This window comes from Mycolicibacterium novocastrense (genome assembly GCF_001570485.1).
GTDB lineage: Bacteria > Actinomycetota > Actinomycetes > Mycobacteriales > Mycobacteriaceae > Mycobacterium > Mycobacterium novocastrense.
The window spans coordinates 226,639-247,933 of record NZ_BCTA01000093.1 but is presented as its reverse complement, the minus strand read 5'-3'; the positions used below and the strand labels follow the sequence as shown (position 1 = coordinate 247,933).

At 67.0% G+C, this 21,295-nt stretch carries 19 protein-coding genes; 9 read left to right on the top strand and 10 right to left on the bottom strand.

What is annotated here, in order from left to right; genetic code table 11:
• Positions 1-5 precede the first annotated feature (5 nt).
• On the bottom strand, positions 6-2,363 hold the full coding sequence (locus tag RMCN_RS28065; RefSeq protein WP_067396170.1) for a glycoside hydrolase family 65 protein: 2,358 nt from the start codon (positions 2,361-2,363) through the stop codon (positions 6-8).
• Positions 2,360-3,127, bottom strand: coding sequence for a beta-phosphoglucomutase family hydrolase (locus RMCN_RS28060; protein WP_067396168.1), 768 nt, complete (start codon positions 3,125-3,127; stop codon positions 2,360-2,362). The genes RMCN_RS28065 and RMCN_RS28060 overlap by 4 nt, the downstream gene beginning before the upstream one ends.
• Before the next feature lie 149 nt (positions 3,128-3,276).
• Here RMCN_RS28060 and RMCN_RS31715 point away from each other — a divergent pair, with 149 nt between their 5' ends.
• Genes RMCN_RS31715 through guaA form a run of 3 tightly spaced genes read left to right on the top strand, consistent with a single transcriptional unit; the run spans position 3,277 to position 5,592 of the window.
• A complete protein-coding gene (locus RMCN_RS31715) occupies positions 3,277-3,597 on the top strand; it encodes a CD225/dispanin family protein (protein WP_067396164.1) in 321 nt (106 codons plus the stop codon).
• A complete protein-coding gene (locus RMCN_RS31710; protein ID WP_067396344.1) occupies positions 3,597-4,004 on the top strand; it encodes a DUF2752 domain-containing protein in 408 nt (135 codons plus the stop codon). The genes RMCN_RS31715 and RMCN_RS31710 overlap by 1 nt, the downstream gene beginning before the upstream one ends.
• 28 nt (positions 4,005-4,032) lie before the next feature.
• Entirely contained in the window at positions 4,033-5,592 is a 1,560-nt protein-coding gene (guaA, locus tag RMCN_RS28050; protein ID WP_067396161.1) for a glutamine-hydrolyzing GMP synthase, read from the top strand.
• On the opposite strand, the gene RMCN_RS28045 is transcribed toward guaA, so the two are convergent.
• Genes RMCN_RS28045 through RMCN_RS28025 form a run of 5 tightly spaced genes read right to left on the bottom strand, consistent with a single transcriptional unit; the run spans position 5,593 to position 10,752 of the window.
• Positions 5,593-6,471 (bottom strand): MerR family transcriptional regulator, encoded by an 879-nt coding sequence (locus tag RMCN_RS28045; RefSeq protein ID WP_234787815.1) that lies wholly within the window; start codon positions 6,469-6,471, stop codon positions 5,593-5,595.
• A gap of 34 nt (positions 6,472-6,505) precedes the next feature.
• Entirely contained in the window at positions 6,506-8,020 is a 1,515-nt protein-coding gene (locus tag RMCN_RS28040) for a flavin-containing monooxygenase (RefSeq protein WP_067396155.1), read from the bottom strand.
• Positions 8,004-8,924, bottom strand: a complete 921-nt coding sequence (locus tag RMCN_RS28035; protein ID WP_064425225.1) for a hypothetical protein — start codon at positions 8,922-8,924, stop codon at positions 8,004-8,006. Before RMCN_RS28035 ends, RMCN_RS28040 begins: the two co-directional genes overlap by 17 nt.
• Positions 8,925-8,933: 9 nt before the next feature.
• Complete coding sequence (locus RMCN_RS28030) at positions 8,934-9,758, bottom strand: SDR family NAD(P)-dependent oxidoreductase (RefSeq protein ID WP_067396151.1); 825 nt, start codon at positions 9,756-9,758, stop codon at positions 8,934-8,936.
• 4 nt (positions 9,759-9,762) lie between these two features.
• Positions 9,763-10,752 carry an alpha/beta hydrolase gene (locus RMCN_RS28025; RefSeq protein WP_165604489.1) on the bottom strand — a complete coding sequence of 330 codons (990 nt, stop codon included), beginning with the start codon at positions 10,750-10,752 and terminating at the stop codon, positions 9,763-9,765.
• Between the two features lie 176 nt (positions 10,753-10,928).
• Between RMCN_RS28025 and RMCN_RS28020 the strand changes: the two genes are divergently transcribed.
• Genes RMCN_RS28020 through RMCN_RS28010 form a run of 3 tightly spaced genes read left to right on the top strand, consistent with a single transcriptional unit; the run spans position 10,929 to position 13,462 of the window.
• Positions 10,929-11,612 carry a DnaE2-dependent mutagenesis accessory factor ImuA' gene (locus tag RMCN_RS28020; protein ID WP_067396149.1) on the top strand — a complete coding sequence of 228 codons (684 nt, stop codon included), beginning with the start codon at positions 10,929-10,931 and terminating at the stop codon, positions 11,610-11,612.
• A 27-nt stretch (positions 11,613-11,639) separates the two neighbouring features.
• On the top strand, positions 11,640-13,205 hold the full coding sequence (locus RMCN_RS28015) for a DNA polymerase Y family protein (protein WP_067396338.1): 1,566 nt from the start codon (positions 11,640-11,642) through the stop codon (positions 13,203-13,205).
• A 29-nt stretch (positions 13,206-13,234) separates the two neighbouring features.
• Positions 13,235-13,462: a DUF6480 family protein gene (locus RMCN_RS28010; protein WP_066849790.1), complete on the top strand. Its 228-nt coding sequence runs from the start codon at positions 13,235-13,237 to the stop codon at positions 13,460-13,462.
• On the opposite strand, the gene RMCN_RS28005 is transcribed toward RMCN_RS28010, so the two are convergent.
• Positions 13,459-14,499 (bottom strand): nucleoside hydrolase, encoded by a 1,041-nt coding sequence (locus tag RMCN_RS28005; RefSeq protein ID WP_110765955.1) that lies wholly within the window; start codon positions 14,497-14,499, stop codon positions 13,459-13,461. The two genes, RMCN_RS28010 and RMCN_RS28005, sit on opposite strands and share 4 nt — an antisense overlap.
• Before the next feature lie 24 nt (positions 14,500-14,523).
• Positions 14,524-16,518 carry an SDR family oxidoreductase gene (locus tag RMCN_RS28000; protein WP_067396147.1) on the bottom strand — a complete coding sequence of 665 codons (1,995 nt, stop codon included), beginning with the start codon at positions 16,516-16,518 and terminating at the stop codon, positions 14,524-14,526.
• 55 nt (positions 16,519-16,573) lie between these two features.
• Here RMCN_RS28000 and RMCN_RS27995 point away from each other — a divergent pair, with 55 nt between their 5' ends.
• Genes RMCN_RS27995 through RMCN_RS27985 form a run of 3 tightly spaced genes read left to right on the top strand, consistent with a single transcriptional unit; the run spans position 16,574 to position 19,713 of the window.
• Positions 16,574-17,443: a MaoC family dehydratase gene (locus tag RMCN_RS27995; protein WP_067396333.1), complete on the top strand. Its 870-nt coding sequence runs from the start codon at positions 16,574-16,576 to the stop codon at positions 17,441-17,443.
• Positions 17,444-17,500: 57 nt separating this feature from the next.
• Positions 17,501-18,385, top strand: a complete 885-nt coding sequence (locus RMCN_RS27990) for a universal stress protein (RefSeq protein ID WP_067396144.1) — start codon at positions 17,501-17,503, stop codon at positions 18,383-18,385.
• Positions 18,386-18,396: 11 nt separating this feature from the next.
• Complete coding sequence (locus RMCN_RS27985) at positions 18,397-19,713, top strand: adenylate/guanylate cyclase domain-containing protein (protein WP_067396142.1); 1,317 nt, start codon at positions 18,397-18,399, stop codon at positions 19,711-19,713.
• Here the strand turns inward: RMCN_RS27985 and RMCN_RS27980 are convergent.
• Positions 19,710-21,194 carry an HNH endonuclease signature motif containing protein gene (locus RMCN_RS27980; protein WP_067396140.1) on the bottom strand — a complete coding sequence of 495 codons (1,485 nt, stop codon included), beginning with the start codon at positions 21,192-21,194 and terminating at the stop codon, positions 19,710-19,712. The two genes, RMCN_RS27985 and RMCN_RS27980, sit on opposite strands and share 4 nt — an antisense overlap.
• Positions 21,195-21,295: the final 101 nt, after the last annotated feature.

Sequence of the window (21,295 nt, the reverse complement as noted above, 5' to 3'; positions counted from 1 at the left end):
ACCGGCTAAGTCGGACGCCGGCGCAACGGCTCCCGCCCGGGCGGCTGCGCGGGAGTCGGCAGCAGCGGTCGGCAGTGGTTGACCGGAACGGTCGTGGGCTGTCGCGATTGCAGTTGAAGATCCTCGCCGCCGTGGCGGATCAGCAGCTCGCCCCGCGGGCCGTCGCGCAGCGTGTAGGTGACCTCGTCGTGATCGGCATCAACGGTGAGGCGAAAGTTCCTCCACCGCAACCGGAATCGGAGTCGAGAGATCCCGTCGGGTAGCCGCGGGTTGAGTTCGAGCACACCTTCGTCGTCACGTAGCCCGCCGAATCCCGCCACCATCGCCGCCCACGCACCGCCGAGCGATGCCATGTGCAGGCCGTCGCGGGTGTTGTGGTGGAGATCGCGAAGGTCGATCATCGCCGCCTCGTAGGCATAGTCATGGGCCAGTTCGAGATGACCGACGTCGGCACACATCACCGCCTGGGTACACGCCGACAGCGACGAATCCCGGGTGGTGCGTCGTTCGTAGTAGTCGACGTTGCGGGCCTTCTGTTCTGCGGTGAACGCGTGGCCCTGCCAGTGCATCGCCAACACCAGGTCCGCCTGTTTGATCACCTGCGCCGGATAGAGCCGAACATACGGCTCGTGCATCAACAGCGGGTAGATCGTGTTGGCGTTGAAATCCCACTCGCGCAGCGTCGTGAAACCGTCACATTGCGGGTGCACACCCAGCTCCTCGTCGAACGGGATGTGGGCGGCGTCGGCGGCGTGACGCCATGCGGCCATCTCCTCGGTGGAGACGCCGGACGCCTGGGCGGCGTCGACGTTGCGCGCACACGCGTCGGCGGCTGCCCGAAGATTGGCCGCAGCCATCAGGTTCGTGAACACGTTGTCGCGCACAATGGCCGTGTACTCGTCCGGTCCCGTCACCCCGTCGACGTGCCACACCCCATGACGATCGTGGTGACCGAGCGATGCCCACAGCCGCGCGGTCTCGATCAGGACCTCGAGCCCGCACTCCTCTTCCAGCGAATGGTCGCCTGTGACAATGCGGTAGCGCTCGAACGCCATGGCGATGGTGGCGTTGACGTGGAAGGCCGCGGTCCCTGCCGGCCAGTAGGCCGAGCATTCCTCACCGCGGATGGTGCGCCACGGGTACGCGGCGCCATCGAGATCCAGCACCGACGCCCGCTCTTTGGCCAGCGGGAGAATGGAGGCGCGCCACCGCAACGCGTCGGCGGCCGCTGAGGGCTGGGTGTAGGTCAGCACCGGCAGGACGAAACCCTCGGTGTCCCAAAAGGCGTGGCCGTCATAGCCCGTCCCGGTCAGACCCTTACCGGGAATCGCCCGGCGCTCGGCGCGCGCGCTGGCCTGCAGGATGTGGAAGAGGGCGAACCGCACCGCCTGCTGACAGTCGGGGTCGCCCTCCACCTCGACGTCCGCACCGTCCCAGAAATCGTCGAGGTAGGCCCGTTGGGCATCCAGCAACCCCTGCCAGCCGGTGTAGCGCGCGCTGCTGAGCGCGGCCGCCGCCTGGTCGCGCAGTGCCGGTCGCGACCGCAGGCTGGACCATCCGTAGGCGAGGTACTTGACGATGCGGAGCTGCTGTCCGGGGCGAAGGCCGCAGATGACCGTCGTGTTGGCCCAGTCGTGCCCCGCGCCGGTGTCCACCTCGACACGACCGGGAACCTCGATGTCGTGGTCCATGGCCGCGGCCATCATCAGGTTGCTCCCACGGGTGCGGTGTAACAGGATCGCGCCGTGTTCGGAGTTCTCGTGCTGCACCGGCTCCAACGGCTTTTCCAGGACGGCCGATACCCGCGGGTCCTTCGTCGACGGTGGCAGCTCCTCGTTGGCCACCAGTTCCGACTGCACCGTGACACGGGCGAATTCGTCATGCGCCTCGACGATGTACTCGATGGCCGCGACACTGCGCTGCGTAAGCGAAACGATTCGCGTGGAAGCGACTTTGATCTTCTTGCCTGCCGGAGAACGCCAGCACGCGGCGCGCTTGAGCGTGCCGGTCCGAAAATCCAGAATGCGTTCGTGGTCGAGCAGCTCGCCGTAACGCACGTCGAACGGTTCGTCGTCGACCAGCAGGCGCATCAACTTGCCGTTGGTGACGTTGACGATTGTCTGCCCGTCCTCGGGCCAGCCGTATCCCGCCTCGGCGTACGGAAGGGGGCGAACCTCGTAGAACGAATTGAGGTAGGTGCCGGGGAAAGCGTGCGGTTCGCCTTCGTCGAGATTTCCACGCATGCCGATGTGGCCGTTCGACAGCGCGAACAACGACTCCGATTGTGCGAGCACGTCGAGATCGAGGGATCGCTCCCGCACCTGCCACGGTTCCACGGGGTAGATGTCGTCGTGCAGGCTCATGTGAGCATTTCCGCAAGGTCGCTAACCACGATGTCAGCCCCGTTGCGCCGCAACGCTTCTGCGTGGCCTACCCGATCGACGCCGATCACCAGGCCGAATCCTCCGGCCCGTCCTGCGGCCACCCCAGAAAGCGCGTCTTCGTACACGGCGCCCTCTTCCGGCTTCACGCCGAGGAGCTGGGCCGCGCGCAGAAACGAATCGGGTGCGGGTTTTCCCGCGATGTTCTCCTCACGCAGCACGACGCCGTCCACCCGGTGTCGGACAAATCGCGCAAGCCCAGTCATTTCGAGCACCTCGCGGGTGTTGGCGCTGGACGACACCACCGCGATGCCCAACCCCGCGTTAGCCGCCGCTTCGAGATAGCGGCGCGAACCCTCGAACACCTCGACGCCGTCGGTCCGCAGGATCTGTTGGAACACCTCGTTCTTGGCGTTGCCCAGTGCGTGGACCGTTTCCAGCGGCGGCGTGTCGTCGGGAGCACCGTCGGGAATCTCGATGCCCCGACTCGCCAGAAACGACCGGACGCCGTCCTCGCGCTTCTTGCCGTCGACATAGGTCAGGTAGTCGCTTTGCACGTCGAACGGGGTGAACGTCTCCCCGGTCTGCTCGGCGCGTCGCCGGAGAAAGTCGTCGAACATCGCCTTCCATGCTTTCTTGTGCACGCTCGCGGTGTCTGTCAACACGCCGTCGAGGTCGAACAACGCGGCGCGGATTCCAGCGGGTAGACCCAGTCTTTCGGTTTCAGGTCTTTCGGTTTCAGGCACACATCACCCATTCCCGTTATTTCGCGCAGACATACCTGCGCATCGATGAACCTACTGCAGCGAATCGAAATTGACGCACCCAGCAAACAATTGCCTTATATTGAGCGAGCTTGTTGTTCGACAGGGTGCTACTCGAGAAAAGGGACCCCATGACCTATCCGCCTCAGCCTCCGCCGCCACCGCCGCAGGGTTATGGACCACCTCCCGGTGGTTACCCGGCACAGCAGCCCGACAGCAACCTCGTATGGGGCATCCTCGTTACAGTGTTGTGCTGCTTACCGTTTGGCATCGTGTCGATCATCAACGCCGCCAAGGTGAACGGGTTGTGGGCGCAGGGCCAGTACGCCCAGGCCCAGAAGGCGTCCGACGACGCGAAGAAGTGGGCGATCTGGGGCGCGATCGCCGGCGCGGTCGTCATCGTCATCTATCTCATCATCGGGGTGGCGGGCGGCGGACTGGCCTACATGTGATCCACGTGCGCTCGCTCGCCGCGCCGTTGGCGGTCGCCACCGCCGCGGTGGGCGGGTGCGCGGCGATCTGGTTGGCGGATCCGACCGTGCCCGACGGGATACTGCCGGTTTGCCCGACCAAGGCGCTGCTCGGCATCGACTGCCCCGGGTGCGGGAGCCTGCGGATGATCTACTCGCTGCTGCATCTCGACGTCGCCGCGGCGGTCCGGTTCAACGCGCTCGGCGTGCTCGCGTTGGTCTTCCTGCTGTGGGCGTACGGGACCTGGCTCTACGGGTCCCTGGCGGGCAGGCGGGTGCGCAGTTGGCAGCACCTGCGGTGGTCGGCGCCGGTGGCAGTGGTGCTGACCTTGGCGTGGTTCGCTCTGCGCAACTTGCCGTTTGAGCCGTTCACCGCGCTGCACGTGTGACGTCGTCGCAGCCAACTAGACTGACCGAGTGACATCAGGATCTCCCCGGCCTGTACTGGTTGTCGATTTCGGAGCGCAGTATGCGCAGTTGATCGCCCGACGGGTCCGCGAGGCGCGGGTGTACTCGGAGGTGATCCCGCACACCGCCAGTGTCGAGGCGATCAAGGCGCGCGACCCGCAGGCCATCGTGCTCTCCGGAGGGCCGGCCAGCGTCTACGAGGACGGCGCCCCGCAACTGAACCCGCAACTGTTCGACCTCGACGTACCGGTGTTCGGAATCTGCTATGGCTTTCAGGCGATGGCGCAGGTGCTCGGCGGTACCGTCGCGCGTACCGGAACGCGGGAGTACGGTCGCACGGAGCTGAAAGTTACTGGCGGAGAGCTTCATTCGGACCTGCCGTCCACCCAGCCGGTGTGGATGAGCCACGGTGACGCGGTGACCGAGGCGCCCGACGGCTTCGAGGTGGTTGCCGCCAGCACCGGTGCGCCGGTCGCGGCATTCGAGCATCGCGGCCGTCGGCTGGCAGGCGTGCAGTACCACCCGGAGGTGATGCACACCCCGCACGGCCAGCAGGTGCTGAGCCGTTTCCTGCACGAGTTCGCGGGGATCGACTCGACCTGGACGCCGGCCAACATCGCCGATGCGCTCGTCGAACAGGTCCGCGAGCAGATCGGTGAGGGGCGGGCCATTTGCGGGCTGTCGGGCGGTGTGGACTCCGCGGTCGCCGCGGCACTGGTGCAGCGGGCCATCGGCGACCGGTTGACGTGCGTGTTCGTCGACCACGGCCTGCTGCGGGCGGGGGAGCGGGCCCAGGTGCAGCGCGACTTCGTCGCCGCCACGCACGCCAACCTGGTCACCGTCGACGTCGCCGACCGCTTCCTCGAGGCGTTGACCGGGGTGACGAACCCCGAAGGCAAGCGCAAGATCATCGGACGGGAGTTCATCCGGGCGTTCGAAGGGGCGGTGCGGGGGCTTGTCGAGGGGGGTGGGCCTGACGTCGAATTCCTGGTGCAGGGCACGCTGTATCCCGACGTCGTGGAGTCCGGCGGAGGGTCGGGCACCGCGAACATCAAGAGCCACCACAACGTCGGGGGCCTGCCCGACGACCTGAAGTTCACACTGGTCGAGCCGCTGAGGCTGTTGTTCAAGGACGAGGTCCGCGCGGTGGGTCGCGAGCTCGGTCTTCCCGAGGAAATCGTTGCGCGCCAACCTTTTCCGGGGCCGGGCCTGGGCATTCGGATCGTCGGCGAGGTCACTGCCGCGCGGCTGGAGACGCTGCGTCGCGCCGATGCGATCGCTCGTGAGGAACTGACCTCCGCCGGGCTTGACAACCAGATATGGCAGTGCCCTGTCGTCCTGCTCGCCGACATCCGTTCGGTGGGGGTGCAGGGTGATGGCCGGACCTACGGACACCCGATTGTGCTGCGCCCGGTTTCCAGTGAGGACGCGATGACCGCTGACTGGACCCGCGTGCCGTACGAAGTTCTCGAACGCATCTCGACCCGCATCACCAACGAGGTGGCCGAGGTCAACCGGGTGGTGCTCGACGTGACGAGCAAGCCGCCCGGCACCATCGAGTGGGAGTAGCTAGGCTTCGGCCTCTTTATCGCCGGGTTCTTTTTCGATGATGTCACCGAGGATCTGACCCACCACCGACTCGATCGTGGACTCGATGGAGAACGCCAGGGTCGCCGACACCGCGGAGACGGCCTGGGTGCGGAACCGCACCAGCATGGTGATCAACTCGGCGATCTCGGTGTCCGGGGGCAGCGGGGCACCCGGATTGATCCGGTGCAGCACCTCGTCGACGCCTGCCTGCACCAGAATCCCGCTGATCTGGTCGATGAGCGGCGCGATGCTGACGTGCAGGTCGATCAGTTTGTCGGTCGCCACCCCGAACTGGCGGATGTCGTTGAACGCCTCGAGCAGCTTGGGTCGCACGATCACGGCCTCACCGTCTTCGAGCTTGATCAAGCCGAGATCGACCATGCGGTTGAAGCCCGGGTCGTCGTTCACGAACCGCTTGGCGTCGACGACGCTCATGCGTTCGGGTTTCTCCGTTGCCCAGGTCCCGGCGATCGCGGACTCCAGCCCTAGCAGGTCGCCGACGTCCTTACCCTCTTCCCAGGCCGACAGCATCTCGCGCACGTGCGCGATGTTGTAGCCGCGGTCGAGCAGCGAGGTGATCAGCCGCAGCCGCGTCAGGTGCGTGTCGTTGAACAGCGCGATCCGACCCACCCGCAGCGGCGGGTGCAACAGGCCGCGGTCTCGGTAAACCCGGATGTTGCGGGTGGTGGTACCCGCCAGCCGTGCGAGTTCCTCGGTGCGGTACTCGCCGGACTCGCCGACCCCGTGGGGTTGGACGGCGGCGTGGAACAGCTGCGACACCGCCGTCTCGACAACGTCACGCGATCCCCGGCGCACCCGTTTGGGTGCCCGCCGGAGCCCGTTGAGAATCGCTGACATCGGCCCCGCCGGCCGCGGTTCCCGCGACGTCATGTCATGCCGATGTCGTCACCGCGCACAGGTGAGCGTCTCGCGTCACCGCGACATAGTCGTCGAGCCGGAAGTCCCGCATCTGTCGAAGATACTGCGTCGCGAAACCCGGGTACATCGACGCGTTGAACCTGTCGGCGGTGAGATACCAGCTAGTGCAGCCCGACATCCAGGTGGTTCTGGTCAGGCGTTTCTGCAGGCGTTCGTTGTAGCGCTGTTGGATCTCGCGGCGTACGTCCAGGTAGCGCAGGTTCTCGTCGAGGATTGTCGTGATCGCTCGCACCGTGTAGTCGAGTTGGCCCTCGACGTACACCAGGAGCGAGTTGTGCCCGGGGCCCGAGTTCGGCCCGGTCATGAAGAACAGGTTCGGATAGCCGTGGGCGTTGACGCTTTTGTACGCCTGCGCTCCACCTACCCATTCATCGCTCAATGAGCGACCGCCGATTCCGGTGACCGGGTAGGGCGGACCGGTCAGGTGGACGTCGTAGCCGGTGGCAAACACCACGCAGTCGAGGTGGTGCTCCACACCGTCGCTGGTTCGGATGCCGGCCGGGCTCATGGTGGCGATCGGCCAGTCGATGAGCTTGCAGTTGTCGCGTTGCAGTGCGGGGTAATAGTCGCTGGACATCAACATCCGTTTGCAGCCCGGGGTGAAGTCGGGAGTGAGTTGGCGGCGCAGCCACGGGTCCTTGACCTGCAGCCGTAGATGCGCCTTGCCCAGCTGCGCCACCAGCCCGGTGAGCGGGGTATCCCACACCAGGGCGGTGGCGGTGAGCTCGTGGCCCCAGAACAGCGCCTGACGGATGATCTCCTGTGCGACAGGCACTTTCGCGAACAACGCCTTGGCGGCCGCCGGGGTGCCGATGTCAAGTCGAGGCATGACCCAGCCCGGCGTCCGCTGGAACACTTTGACGAACTCGGCCTGCCTCACCAGTTCGGGCACGATCTGCACCGCGCTGGCCCCGGTGCCGATGACGGCCACCCGCTTGCCGTTGAAGTCATAGTCATGATCCCAGCGCGCGCTGTGGATTCGGTGTCCCTGGTAGGTGTCAAGGCCACGGATGTCGGGCCAGCCGTGATCGGGCAGCGGCCCCGAAGCCAGCACCACGGTGCGGGCGTTGAAACTCTTGCCGCCCTTGGTCTTCACGGTCCACTTGCCCTCGTCTGCGTCGAAATGCAGGCCGTTGACGTCCACCCCGAACCGGATGCGCCGGCGTAGGTCGAAGTCGTCGACCAGCTGCTCGATGTGACTGCGAATCTCGCTGCCGGGGGAGTAGGACCGCGACCAGTTCGGGTTCTTCACGAACGAAAAGGAGTACAGCAACGACGGGATATCGCAGGCTACACCGGGATAGGTGTTGTCGCGCCAGGTGCCGCCGACGCGATCGCTGCGCTCCAGGATGATTACGTCGTCGACTCCGGCCTCGGTCAGTTTGATCGCGGCACCGATACCGGTGAAGCCGGCGCCGACGATCAGCGTGTCGTGGGTCTGCACGGAACCCTCATGCCGCGGGATCATGAGTCACTTCTTTGACCCAACTCGGTACCGACGGCAACAGCGGCCGTGGATACCGGTCGGAGAGCCACACCATGGAGTTGGCGAGCAGGTGGTAGGGGTGGCGCGGGTTGGTGACGACGCCGGCGTAGCGCCGCAGAAACAGATAGGTCGGTACGCGTTTGGTGTGCCCGCCACGGTCGCCGAGTTCCTTGAATCGCTTCACGGCTCGGTAGAGCCGCTCGGGTTCCATGCCCATCGCGGTGATCTCATTCCGGATCCTGTTGATCAGCGGAGCGCCCGTGATCGCGCCGATGATGAGACCGGGCGTCGCGTTGTGCCCCACGAAGTCGATGAGCAGGCGCCGGATCGTGGCGTGTCCGATCATGTCCAGCACCTCGAAGTCGACCACGAGGTGGCGGGATTCGTCGTTGTTGATCTTCTCGAACACCTGGTGGCAGACGGGGTCGTGCACCTCGTCCAGTAGGAACTTGAGCAGCGCGCCGTCAAGGGCGACCTCGAGCATGGGGATAACCGTGCCCAGCAGCGACAACGGCATGTCGTCCGCCCAGCGATCCAACCAGTCGATGGCCAGCCGGATGTTGACATTGGGTTCGGGCACTTCGCCGTCCTCTAGCATGCCCCACCGGTTCATCAGCGCCAGTTCGGCATTGGCGTGCCGCTGTTCCTCGGCGTGGAAGTACCGGTAGATCTCGGCGATCGTTGGTGTCGGCGCTTTCTTGGCCAGCGCCGCGAAACCGCGCGCGCCGATGTTCTCGATCCAGCACAGGTCGGCCATGAAGGCCTTAAGTTGCGGCCGCTGCTCATCGGTGATGAGGTCGGCCCCCGGTGCGTCCCAGTCGATGTCGGCCAGGGCCCACTGGCGGTCCTTGACCTTGGCCAGCATCGCATCCATGTCGATCGCCATCGGATCCTCCTAAGTTGTGACACGGTTGGTCAGGCCGGCGGCGCGGGTGTACACCGTCGGAGTGAAACGTCTTATGCCCCAGCTGATCCGAGCGTCAGGTTGCGGCATGCAGTAGAGGCCGCCTCGGTCGAGGGTCTCAAGGCAAGTGCGGGCCACCCGCTGCGGGGAGAAGCCGGTCCACCGCATCAAGCGATCGGCCAGCTCGGTGGACTTGGGCGAGATCCTGCCTGCTCCCACGATGTTGGTTTTGACGAATGTCGGGCACAGCGCTGTCACATGCACACCGGTTCCGGTCATCTCGGCGGCGAGCGTCTCCGTCAACGACAGCACACCCGCCTTGCTCACGTTGTAAGCCGCCATTCCGGGAGCCGCGCCGAAGGCGGCGGCCGATGCGACGTTGATGATTCCGCCAAAGCCGGCGTCCCGCAGGATAGGTGCGAACACATGACAGCCGTGGACGGGTCCCCACAGGTTGATGTTGAGCACCCAGCGCCAGTCCTCGAGGCTGATGTCACCGATCGGCAGACCACCGGCGCCGACCCCTGCGTTGTTGATCACCACCGTTGGAGGGCCGTCGAACCAGGACTGCGCCGTGTCAGCCAGTGCCGCAACGTCGTCGATGGTCGAGACATCACCGCGCGTCGACATGGCTTGCCCGCCATGGGCGATGATGGCGTCGGCCGTGGCGCGGGCAGACACCTCGTCGATATCGCTGCACACCACTCGACCGCCGCGCTTGGCGAGTTCGACGGCGAAGGCAGCGCCGATGCCACTGCCCGCGCCGGTGATGACCGCGGCCGCGTTGCGCGTGCGCTTGGTGCCGAAAAGCGACATGTGGCTATCCCGCCTGGTCGATGTATTCGTGTTGCAACGCATGTGAGATGAACTCGGCGATTCGCCGGACGGCAGAAGTTGCCTCTGGAGTCAGGCGGGGCAGTGCCTGGAATACGTGCACCTGGTCCGGCCACACCTCTAGCCGGCAGGCACCGCCCGCGGCGCGCAGACCGTCGGCGAGTGCGATGGCGTCGGCCGCCAGCATCTCGGCGCCGCCCGCCTGGATCAGCGTCGGTGGCAGGGTGCGGCCGGAGGCAACGTCCAGTCGTAGCCGAGGGTGAGCCGAGTCGACGTCCGCGCAGTACAAGTCGACAAGCCGCAGAGCGTCACGGGAGCGGATGGCGGGATCGCGCTGAAGGCGCTCCCGAGTACGGGCGAGCGTGAACGTCAGGTCGAGCACGGGCGAGAGCAACACCAGGGCGGCCGGGTGGGTGGTGTCGGGCTGCAACATCAGGTCGACGGCCAGGTGCCCGCCCGCGGAGTCGCCGGCGATGACTGTGCGATCGGGTGCGAAACCCCGGTCGCGGATCAGCCAGTCCCACCCGGTCCGGACATCCTCTGCGGCAGTGGGGAAGCGGTGCCGCGGCGCGAGTCGATAGTCGACGCAGAAGACGGGCATCCCTGTCAGCCGGGACAGCCATGCGGTGAGGCGGCGGTGGGTGCGCGGTGAGCACAGGGCGTATCCGCTGCCGTGGACGAAGTAGACCACGGTGTCGGTGGGCCTGCGGTGCACCCCTGCGCCATAGACCATCTCGCCGACGATGCGGCGGCCTTCGAAGGTCGTGGTGTCGATCGGATCAACCCGGGTGCCGGCCAGTGACGGTCCGAAGACGTCCATGATTCGGGCCACGATCTGGCGCGAGAGCCACAGCCCCCATGGTTGGTCGGCTGGGAGCACGGCGCTGATCTTGCGGAGGGTCAGGCTGCTGATTGTGGACGCGCCGCGGGAGCGCAGCGAACCGCGCAAAGGCAAGACGGGCTCTTCGTTGAGCACTGCGTAAGTGCAACATCAATTGGTGACATTTGTCAATGTCAACAATTGGTAATGGCCGGATGCCAGGACGTCAACCGACTGAACCCGCTTGACGCTGTCGGTGGGTGGGTGTTTACTCGGCATATCGAACACACGTTCGAAAAACTGGTGAGGCAGACGATGCGGGAGGTGCTGTTGTGACAGCCGCCGTGAGCCTGGATCAGCGTCAGCTTACCCGCGCTGAACAGGTAGAACACCTGCGTCGCAAGATTGCGGCGGTATCCAGCAAGGTGGGCGGTAGCCGTCGTGGAACGGCGGCGACGAGTGAGCCGCTTCCGGACTCGGAAACTTTGCTGCCGATGCCCGAATCGCTGGATGGGCTGCTTCCGGCGCCGTTGCCGCGCGGGACGGTGGCGGTGGTCGCGGGTGCCCGGTCGCTGCCACTGAGCGTGGTCGCGGCGGTGACGGCGGAGGGCGGGCATGCCGCCATCGTGGGCCAACCCGACGTCGGCCTGCTGGCGGCCGTGGAGATGGGCGCCGACCTGAGCCGGATCGCGGTCATCCCCGAACCGGGCGCCGATCCGGTCGAGGTCGCCGCCGTACTGATGGACGGTATGGATCTGGTGGTGCTCGGCCTGGGCGGGCGGGCGGTGCCGGCCACCCGCGCGCGGGCGGTGGTGGCCCGGGCCCGCCAGAAGGGCTGCACGCTGCTGGTCACCGGTGGCGACTGGCAGGGTGCGTCGGCCCGGTTGGAGGCCTCGGTGTGCGGCTATGAGATCACCGGGCGGGGCCGCCCGGGATTCGGCCGCATCAGTCGGGTGCGGCTGGCCACCCGGGTCTGGGGGCGGTCGTTCGGTTCCGTCCGCGCGGTAGGCGGATGAGTGTCGCGCGTTCTGGCCATCTGGTGCATGGACTGGCCGGCCGTCGCCGCCGCGGCCGCGGCCGACCTGCCGCCGACCGCCCCGATCGCGGTCACGCTGGCCAACCGGGTCATCGCCTGTTCGGCCTCGGCCCGATCGGCGGGGGTGCGACGCGGGTTGCGTCGCCGGGAAGCCCAGGCGCGGTGCCCGGAACTGCATGTGGTCACCGCCGATCCGGCGCGCGATGCCCGCCACTTCGAAAACGTCACGATCGCGGTGGACGACTTGGTGCCGCGTGCCGAGGTGTTGCGGCCGGGTCTACTGGTGCTGCCGGTCCGGGGCGCGGCCCGCTACTTCGGATCCGAACTAACCGCCGCTGAGCGGTTGGTCGACGCGGTGGCCGCCGCCGGCGCCGAATGTCAGGTGGGGGTCGCCGACCAGTTGCCGACTGCGGTCTTCGCCGCGCGGGCGGGGCGGATCGTCGAGCCCGGACAAGATGCGCTGTTCCTGTCGGCGCTGTCGATCCGCCAGTTGGCCACCGAGCCCAGCCTGGCCGGCCCTGGCCGGGATGACCTGGCGGACCTGCTGTGGCGCATGGGGATTCGCAACATCGGGCAGTTCGCCGCGCTGTCCCGCAGCGATGTGGCCTCGCGGTTCGGGGCCGACGCGGTGGCCGCGCACCAGTTCGCGTGCGGTGAGCCCACCCGCGGTCCGTCCGGCCGGGAACCCGAACCCGAACTCGACGCCGTCATGGACTGTGATCCGCCGATCGACCGGGTGGACGCCGCCGCCTTCGCCGGCCGGTCGCTGGCCGCCGACCTGCACCGCACCCTGGCAGCGTCCGGGGTGGGGTGCACCCGGCTGGCCATCCGCGCGCGCACCGCCAATGGTGAAGAGCTGGAACGCGTTTGGCGTTGCGCCGAACCGCTGAGCGAGGACGCCACCGCCGACCGGGTGCGTTGGCAGCTCGACGGCTGGCTGAACAGGCGCAACCCCAACGACCGGCCCACCGCGCCCATCACGGTGATCCGGTTGCGCCCGGTGGAGGTGGTCTCGGCCGAGGCGCTGCAGCTGCCGCTGTGGGGCGGGGTGGGTGAAGAGGATCGCCTGCGCGCCCGCCGCGCGCTGGTGCGCGTGCAGGGTCTGCTCGGACCGGAGGCGGTGCAGGTTCCGGTGCTCAGCGGTGGTCGGGGCCCGGCCGAGCGCATCACGTTCACCCCGCTGGGGGATGAGCAGGTGCCGCGGGCCGATCCGCATCAGCCGTGGCCCGGCCAGCTACCCGAACCGTCGCCGACCGTGCTGCTCGACGATCCGGTCGAGTTGTTCGACGCCGACGGCCGTCCGGTGCGGGTGACCGCCCGGGGCCTGTTCTCCACCGACCCCGCGCGGTTGGACGCGCCGGGCAAGGCCGTCAAGGCGGGCAGATTGACCTGGTGGGCAGGACCATGGCCGGTCGACGAACGATGGTGGGATCCGGAAGGCCGCAAAGCCGGCCGCACCGCCCGCGCACAGGTGTTGCTCGACGACGAGTCCTCACGCGAAGCCCGACCGGGGCAGGCCTTGCTGCTGTGCTACCGGCAGCGACGGTGGTACGTCGAAGGGATTTATGAATGACGACCGCGCGATGGGGTACCCGTGCGTCGATGACCGCCATACCGCCCGACCCAGAACCGTCCAACACGCCGGACCTCGAACCCGGTGGTGGAGTGCCGCCGGGGTCGACGCCGCCCGACTCCGACCAGGTCTCCGGTGTGGGCGCCGTCGAGTCCCGGCCGCGGCACCGGTGGACACCGACAGCCGTCGTCAGCGTCATCGCGCTCGCGATCTTTCTGCTGTTGTTCCTGGCGGTCGTGGTCTCGGTGATCCTCTAACCGTTCAGCGCTCGCGCGAGCGCGCCGACGCGCGCGATGAACCGGGCGAAGAACGCTCCCGGGTCGACGTCAACACCGATGAGCGCGTTGGGTTCCCGGCTCCACCGGTTGCTCCAGTCGGCGATGGTCATGCCGCGGGTCAGTGTGCCCGTCAACTCGACGTCGACGGTGGTCGGCCGGTAGGTGACGAGGTCGGGGTCCAGCGCCACCGCCGCGGCCAGCGGGTCGTGCAGATGAGCCAGATAGCCCTCGCCCTGGTCGAAATGGAACTCGAAGTAGAAGCGCATCGCGTCCTCCAGCACCGCGATCAGCGGGTTGGCCGACGCCGACCGGGTGCCGCGGTCGTCGGACACGCTCATCGTCACCGACTCCGCTCCGGCCTCGTCTGCGAGCCGGTTCAACAGGGCGGGTGTCAGCGCGATGTGTTCGGTCAGGTTCAGCCCCAACACGATTGGGTGGTGCGAGGGTTTCTCGGCTCCCCACGCGGCCGACCACCCGGTGAACACCTCGGCGGCTGCTTCCGGGTCCACGCTGATGTTCCATTCGGCGACCGGGGTCGTGTTACCGCGGTAGTCGAACGCGCCGCCCATGATGACCAGCCGGCGCAGCAGCGTGGGAAGGGCGGGTTGGGCGCGAAGCGCCAGCGCGAGATTGGTCAGCGGGCCGACGGCGATCGCGATCAGATCGCCGGGATGGGCGTGAGCGGCACGCACCCACGCCTCGGCGGCGTCGTACTCGGTGAGCCGGCGCTCGGAGGCGGGTAACTGCGCGTACCCCATCCCCTCAGGACCGTGGGTGTCCTCGGCGGTGCGCAGCGGCGAGCTGACGGGCTGCTCGGACCCTTTCGACACGGGGATGTCCGGCATTCGGCACAGGTCCAACAGACCGAGGTTGTTGAGACAAACCTGTTGTACCGGAACATTTCCCGCTGTCGATGCGATACCGACCACCTGGGCGTCGTCACTGGCGAACAGGTATGCCAACGCCATCGCGTCGTCAACGCCGGTGTCGACGTCGACGAAGACTGGCTGTTTCACCTGGCCAACGATAGGGACAGGCGGTTACCAGTGCACACCCGGTACCAGGCGCACCGCGGACTTCACCGGCCGCGGAACTCGCACGGTGCGGACGGGTCGCTTTGGGCGACGCGTGGTGAACGAGGCCGACGGGGCTGTCGGCACGCCGCGGGCCGCAGCCGAATCCGGATACCCGAGGTAGAGCTGGTGAAGGATCCGCCGCGAGAGTTTCGGCGTGAAGTAGTTGCCGAAGTCGGCAAGAGTGCCCAGCGGGGTGTCGATCCTGGCCGGCTTGTCGATCAGCGCGCGCACCACCATCGCCGCGGCGTGCTCGTCGCTGATCGCCGGAACCGGATTGAGCCGGCGCGACGGCACGATCATCGGCGTACGCACCAACGGCATGTGGATGGTGGTGAATGTGATGTGGTCGGATAGCGTCTCGGTCGCGACAACATCGGCGAACGCGTCGAGCGCGGCCTTCGTCGGGAGGTAGGAACTGTATTTCGGATTGCGCGCCTGCACACCGGCGCTGGACACGTTGACGACGTGGCCGAATCGCCGCTCGCGCCAATGCGGGAGCAGCGCAAGGACCATCCGCACCGCGCCGAAGTAGTTGACGGCCATCACCCGCTCATAGTCGTGCAGGCGGTCGGTGGAGGCGATCACCGAGCGGCGAATCGATCGGCCCGCGTTGTTCACCAAGTAATCGACGTGGTCGAACCGGCCCAGGATGTCCTTGACGGTGCTCTCTACCGAGGTCGAGTCGGTGACGTCGCAGGTGAACGCATGCGCCTGACCGCCGTCGGCCCGGATTTCGGCCACGAGGTCGTCGAGGGCATCGGCGTTGCGCGCCAACGCGAATACTGTCGCGCCACGTTCGGCGATCGCCAAGGACGAAGCCCGACCGATCCCGCTCGATGCGCCGGTGACGATCACGTGCCTGCCGACCAGCGGGCCGTGGGGATCGTCGCGACGCGCCCGGTCGGGATCGAGATGTTCGGCCCAGTAGCGCCACAGGGCAGGCGCGTAGTCGGCGAAGTCGGGAACCGTGATTCCCGTGCCGCGCAACCCTTCCGAGGCTCGGTCGGCAGTGAACGTCGGCATCAGCCCGACCACGTCGAGGATCTCGGCGGGCAGGCCGATCTGGGTGAGCGCCATATTGCGGATCACCTTGGCGCGGCCGGAGGCCCTCAGGAACGGTGTCGCGGTGGAGCGGGGCAGGGACGCCCGCAGCGGCGGAAGCCCTGCCGTCTTCGCCACACTGCGGTAGATTCCGTGCAACCCAACGGATTTCGGTGCGGTCAGATGGAACGTCTCGTCGTGTCGGTCGGGCACGTGCATCAGCGCGACGAGCGCGTCGGCGACGTAGTCGACCGGGACGAGGTTGGTGCGGCCGGCGTCGGGCAGGGCGATCGGCGCGATCGACGGTAGCTTGGCCAATTTCGCGAGCACCGGGAAGAGGTAGTAGGGGCCGTCGACCTTGTCCATCTCGCCGGTGTTCGAATCGCCCACGACGACGGCAGGCCGGTACACGCGGTACCGCAAACCGGGGGTCGTGCGGACAATCTGCTCGGCCTCGAACTTGGTGCGGTGGTACGGCGTGGGCAGGTCCTGGCCGACGTCGAAGTCGTCCTCGGTGAACTCGCCGCGGAACGTGCCTGCGACCGCGATCGACGACACATGGTGCAGCGTCGCGTCGAGCCGCAAGGTCAGGTCGACCACCGCGCGGGTGCCGTCGACGTTGGCCGCACGTTGATCGGCGTCGGAGGCGGTGATGTCGTAGACCGCGCCGCAGTGCACGACGTGATCGACGGCGCCGATGTCGGTGAGGTCGTCGGGCGTGAGTCCAAGGTGCGGTTCGCCGAGGTCGCCGATCAGGGGTTTCACGCGTTCACCCCAGGTCGTGGCCAATCGCTCGAACCGCGACAGCGAAGTGCGCCTGACGAGCACCAGCACCTCGACGTCGCTGCTGTGGGCCAACAACCGCGTCACGACCCGTCGGCCGATAAACCCGGTACCGCCGGTAACGACATAGCGCATGCGAGCAATCGTGGACCCCCGCGGGCAAGACGTCAATGCGGATATCGTGCGGGGTATGCCTCTCGACCCCAACGCCATCGGCGCCAAAACCGACCCACAGCTGTTCGAATGGACCGACCGCGACACGCTGCTGTACGCGCTGGGCGTCGGCGCGGGCACCGCTGACCTGGCGTTCACCACCGAGAACAGTCACGGTATCGAGCAGCAGGTGCTGCCGACCTACGCGGTGATCGCCTGCCTGCCGTTCGCGGCGGCCGGCCTGATCGGCTCGTTCAACTTCGCGATGCTGCTGCACGGGTCGCAGGGGATCCGGCTGTATGAGCCGCTCAAACCAGCGGGCAAGCTCAGCGTCGTGGCCGAGGTCGCCGACATCCAGGACAAGGGTGAGGGCAAGAACGCGATCATCATGCTCAAGGCGACGGGCACCGACCCCGACACATCGAAGGTCGTCGCCGAGACCTTCACCACCGCGGTCATCCGCGGTGAGGGCGGATTCGGCGGGCAACCGGGGCAGCGCCCTGCCGCTCCGGAGATCCCCGACCGCGAGCCCGACGCGCGAATTGCCTTGCCCACGCGCGAAGATCAGGCGTTGATCTACCGGCTGTCGGGCGATCGGAACCCGCTGCACAGCGATCCGTGGTTCGCGCGGGAGCTGGCCGGCTTCCCGAAGCCGATCCTGCACGGTCTGTGCAGCTATGGCGTGGCGGGTCGCGCGCTGGTGGCCGAACTCGGTGGCGGTGACGCGACGAAGGTCAGCGCGATCGACGCCAGGTTCACCTCGCCGGTGTTCCCGGGGGAGACACTGACCACCTCGATCTGGCGGACCGAGGCGGGCCGCGCGGTGTTCCGTACGGAAGCGGCCGAACCCGACGGGTCGAACTCACGGCTCGTCCTCGAGGATGGTGCCGCCGAGTATCGCGACTGACGCGCATTTGGTCGATCCACGGGCGTTGATCGCTTCAGGTTGAAAGGATGATCGACCATGAGGCTCGTCGTTGGATATCTGGCCACTCCCGGCGGCGCAGATGCGCTGGCGCTCGGTGTGCGGCTTGCGCGCACGCTGGGCGCCGAGCTCGATCTCTGCATGGTGCTGCCGCCGGACCGGGTGGTGCCGTCCATCAAGCCGGTCGGGGATTTCGAGAAGCATCTCGTGGCGCAGGCCGAGCAGTGGTTGGAGGAGGCCCGCGCGTCGGTGCCGGACGAGATCGTGCTGCGCAGCCACGTCCGCATCGACGACTCGCCCGCTGACGGGCTGATCCAGGAAGCGGCGCGCGTGGAGGCCGACATGATCGTCGTCGGCGGATCGGGCGGCCTGGTCGGCAGTTACTCACTGGGATCGACGGTCAACGGGCTGTTGCACTCGGCGCCGTTGCCGGTAGCCGTCGCGCCTCGGGGCACCAGGAATTCACCCGTCGACCGTGTTCGGGAGACGACGTGTGCGATCGGTGAGCGTGAAGGCGCAGATGTGTTGTTGGACATAGCTGTTCGCTTCAGCCGGGCAGCGGGATCGCCGCTGCGATTGGTGTCGCTGGTGGCACTGGACCCGACCTTCGGTGTGCTCCGCGGCGACGGCGATGCCGTGCGGGAGCGTGCCCTCGCCCATGCGCATCATGTACTCGAGTTGGCGAAATCAGAGCTGCCGGATGACTTTCCGGTGACGTCGATGATTGTCGAGGGTGCGACGATCGAGGAGGCGGTGGGCAAGTTGGAGTGGCGCGACGGAGACCTGATCATGGTCGGGTCGAGTCGGCTCAGCGTGCCGCGGCGATTGTTCCTCGGGTCTAAGGCCGCCAAGATGCTGCGGGTGCTCGACGTGCCGATGGTGGTGGTGCCGCGCGAACAACTCGGTCCCGACGACTTGCCCTAAACCTTCGGGCGATGTTCGCGGAGACGCGTTATGCATTGAACGGTGACTTGCGGGTCGCCTATCGCGCGTCGCCCGAGGGTGAGCGCGACATCGTTGTGGTCCCGAACTGGTTCTCAAACTGCGAACTCGCTCCAGAGCTTCCGGCCACACGCGGATGGGTGGAGGCGATGACATCGCTCGGTCGGCTGATCTTCTTTGATCAGCCAGGCATGGGGGCCTCTGATCCGGTCCCGGGAGATGCGCCGGCGACCTTGGAAACATGGGTCGACAGCATCAGCGCGGTTCTCGACGAACTGGGCAGTAGCGAAGCCATCCTGATCGCCGGTGTCGGCGCGTTCGCGGCGGGAGCGCTTTTCGCGGCAACGCATCCTTCACGCACAATCGGGCTGGTCGTGCTGGAGGGCTATGCCGATCCGAACGCTGCGCGCGTTGGTGGACCCACTCCCGAGGAGGTCCTAGCCGCAATGGTCGGCAAGTGGGGCACCGGAGAGTCGCAGCACTTCTTGAACCCGGACATGCCGTGGAACGAAGAGGTCCGGGCAAGCTGGGCTCGCGTGGAACGCCTGTCGGCCAGCCCAAGCACCGCCGCCTCGATGATGCGGTTCATGTCCGAAATGGACGTGCGTGCACTGCTACCGGCGATCCGGGTACCCACCCTCGTCATCCAACACCTGGATGACGCTGTCATACCGCGGGATTGGGGCAAGTACATCGCGGATTGCATTCCAGGTGCCAAGTATGCCGAGCTACCCGGACGCAATCTACTGCACATCGTCGAACCCTGGCGAGATTCCTTCGAGGAGATTGCGCAGTTCCTCACCGGACATCAGCCCGAGATGGTGGACGATCGCGTGCTGGCGACGGTGTTGTTCACCGACATCGTGGACTCGACGCGCCGCGCCTCGGAGATGGGTGACCGCGACTGGCGCGCCCTGCTTGATGCGCACGATGCCGTCATCCGTGCGCAGTTGGCGCGTTTTCGCGGTCGCGAGGTGAACACCACAGGCGATGGATTTGTCGCGATGTTCGACGGTCCGCAGCGAGCGATCCGCTGCGCCATGGCGATCCGCGACGCCGTGCAGGCACTTGACGTCGAAGTGCGCGCGGGCTTGCACACCGGCGAGTGCGAGATGCGTGGTAATGACATCGGCGGGATTGCCGTGCATATCGGTGCACGCGTCGCCGCCCTGGCCGGGCCCAACGACGTGCTGGTGTCAAGTACTCTGCGCGACCTGGTGATTGGCTCAGGGCTCGAGTTCGCGGACCGTGGGACACACCAATTGAAGGGTGTGCCAGGCGATTGGCGCCTGCTCGCCGTCACCGATTAGAAGGGCGGTGGCTTATTGCGCTCGTCGGCGTAGGGCTGGTTGCGTTGACGCTCGGCTTCGATGGCCGCCGCGCGGTTCTGTTCGCGGGTTCGCCTGCGCCGCGGCATCTTCAAGCATCGAACCGCGTCATCGAGAAGATCGACGCTCGGATCGATGACCGCGGGCGCTGTCGGTCGGCACAGCGACGGGAACAGCAGCCTGCTACCCGGATGGGTCGTGTACTTCTGCCCGGTCGGTGAGAGCCAATCCACGGTGCCGTCCGGATGTTGTCGATCACGCCAACCAAGAAACGTCTTGCAGAGATGGTGAGTTCGACACAGACACTTGAGGTTTGATGCCTGCGTGGCGCCTCGTGGGTAGGGGACCGTGTGGTCGAGGTCGCACTGAGTGGCGGGCTTGTCGCAATTCGGGAAGCGGCACGACAGATCGCGGCAGCGAATGAACCACGCCAGCGCCGCCGAGGGAGTACGCCGCTTCTCCGGAGGCGCGTCCCCGGGATGCCTCACGGGTCGACGCTTGGCGACGGCGAGCTTGGCGGCCACGATCGGTGCCGGCACCACTCCGCGACCGATCACATAGCCCGGCCCCGCCGCGGCCGGGCCACCGAGCGTGGAATCGCCGGCCTCGATCGGCTCAACGGGCTTGTCGCCGTCCAATTCGGCGGGGGTTGCATCGTCGAGCGTGTCCTCGCTGGCCACTACGTGCACCATCACATCGTCGGCGGGGATGCCCGCGGCGGGGCACTCGTCTGATCCGCACTCGCACGGCAGTGACTGGGCGCCGTCGAACGCGGCAGCGGCGGCGTCCGCCCGACGCTGCTCGTGGGTGCGAGGGTCGTTTTCGCACACCGTGGCGGCCAAGGCGTCAAGTCTTTGGTCGATGAACTCGCCGTGGTGGGCGAACACCGTAGCTTCGATATGGGCGACACCGGAGCCGTCTCCGCTGTCCTTGATCTCGATATAGCGGCTGCGCGAACTGTTCTCGGCGCGGCGCACAGCAGCGGGGTCGAAGCGGTCGACCCAGTAGTCGATCGCGCTGTGCAACTTGTTCAATGACAGCGCGGTCCATCCCTGGACGTGCGCGGCGATAGCGGAATCGACGCCGGCCAGCGCGTCGCCATCCTGGATCAGGTGGGTGCGGAACACGATGGCAGCGACAGTGCGGTAGGTGATTGCACCGGTCAGGAACACCGCGTTCGTTCGAGGTAACCGGTCGCGCAGGGCGATCGCGATCTCCAACTGGGACGCCGCGATTCCCAGCGACACCTGCTGGGCGGGGGCGATCTCGGCGGCGACCGCGGCGTAGTTGTCGAGGATCCATTGGTCGCGCTCGGCCGAACCGTCGGCGGCGTACATCCGATCCAAGACATCGGCCGCCGCCGAGAGCCGTCGCGCGCAGGCGGCGTTCTCGATGCGCGCCCACGCGCCGGCCGCCCCAGCGCCGCGCGCCCCGTCGGCCGCCTGTACCAACTGATCGAACATACAAGCGAATTTAGTACCGCGGACAGACGCGTATCGGCCGCTGGCGCACTCCGTCGCACCGGCTGTGGATGAACCTCGCCTTGGGGATAACCAGGAATTTT

Coding starts and splice junctions, on each gene's coding strand:
- RMCN_RS28065 (WP_067396170.1), bottom strand. CDS start 2,363: ATGAGCCTGCACGACGACATCTACCCCGTGGAACCGTGGCAGGTGCGG.
- RMCN_RS31715 (WP_067396164.1), top strand. CDS start 3,277: ATGACCTATCCGCCTCAGCCTCCGCCGCCACCGCCGCAGGGTTATGGA.
- RMCN_RS28045 (WP_234787815.1), bottom strand. CDS start 6,471: ATGTCAGCGATTCTCAACGGGCTCCGGCGGGCACCCAAACGGGTGCGC.
- RMCN_RS28040 (WP_067396155.1), bottom strand. CDS start 8,020: ATGATCCCGCGGCATGAGGGTTCCGTGCAGACCCACGACACGCTGATC.
- RMCN_RS28035 (WP_064425225.1), bottom strand. CDS start 8,924: ATGGCGATCGACATGGATGCGATGCTGGCCAAGGTCAAGGACCGCCAG.
- RMCN_RS28030 (WP_067396151.1), bottom strand. CDS start 9,758: ATGTCGCTTTTCGGCACCAAGCGCACGCGCAACGCGGCCGCGGTCATC.
- RMCN_RS28015 (WP_067396338.1), top strand. CDS start 11,640: ATGGACTGGCCGGCCGTCGCCGCCGCGGCCGCGGCCGACCTGCCGCCG.
- RMCN_RS28010 (WP_066849790.1), top strand. CDS start 13,235: ATGACCGCCATACCGCCCGACCCAGAACCGTCCAACACGCCGGACCTC.
- RMCN_RS28000 (WP_067396147.1), bottom strand. CDS start 16,518: ATGCGCTATGTCGTTACCGGCGGTACCGGGTTTATCGGCCGACGGGTC.
- RMCN_RS27995 (WP_067396333.1), top strand. CDS start 16,574: ATGCCTCTCGACCCCAACGCCATCGGCGCCAAAACCGACCCACAGCTG.
- RMCN_RS27990 (WP_067396144.1), top strand. CDS start 17,501: ATGAGGCTCGTCGTTGGATATCTGGCCACTCCCGGCGGCGCAGATGCG.
- RMCN_RS27985 (WP_067396142.1), top strand. CDS start 18,397: ATGTTCGCGGAGACGCGTTATGCATTGAACGGTGACTTGCGGGTCGCC.
- RMCN_RS27980 (WP_067396140.1), bottom strand. CDS start 21,194: ATGTTCGATCAGTTGGTACAGGCGGCCGACGGGGCGCGCGGCGCTGGG.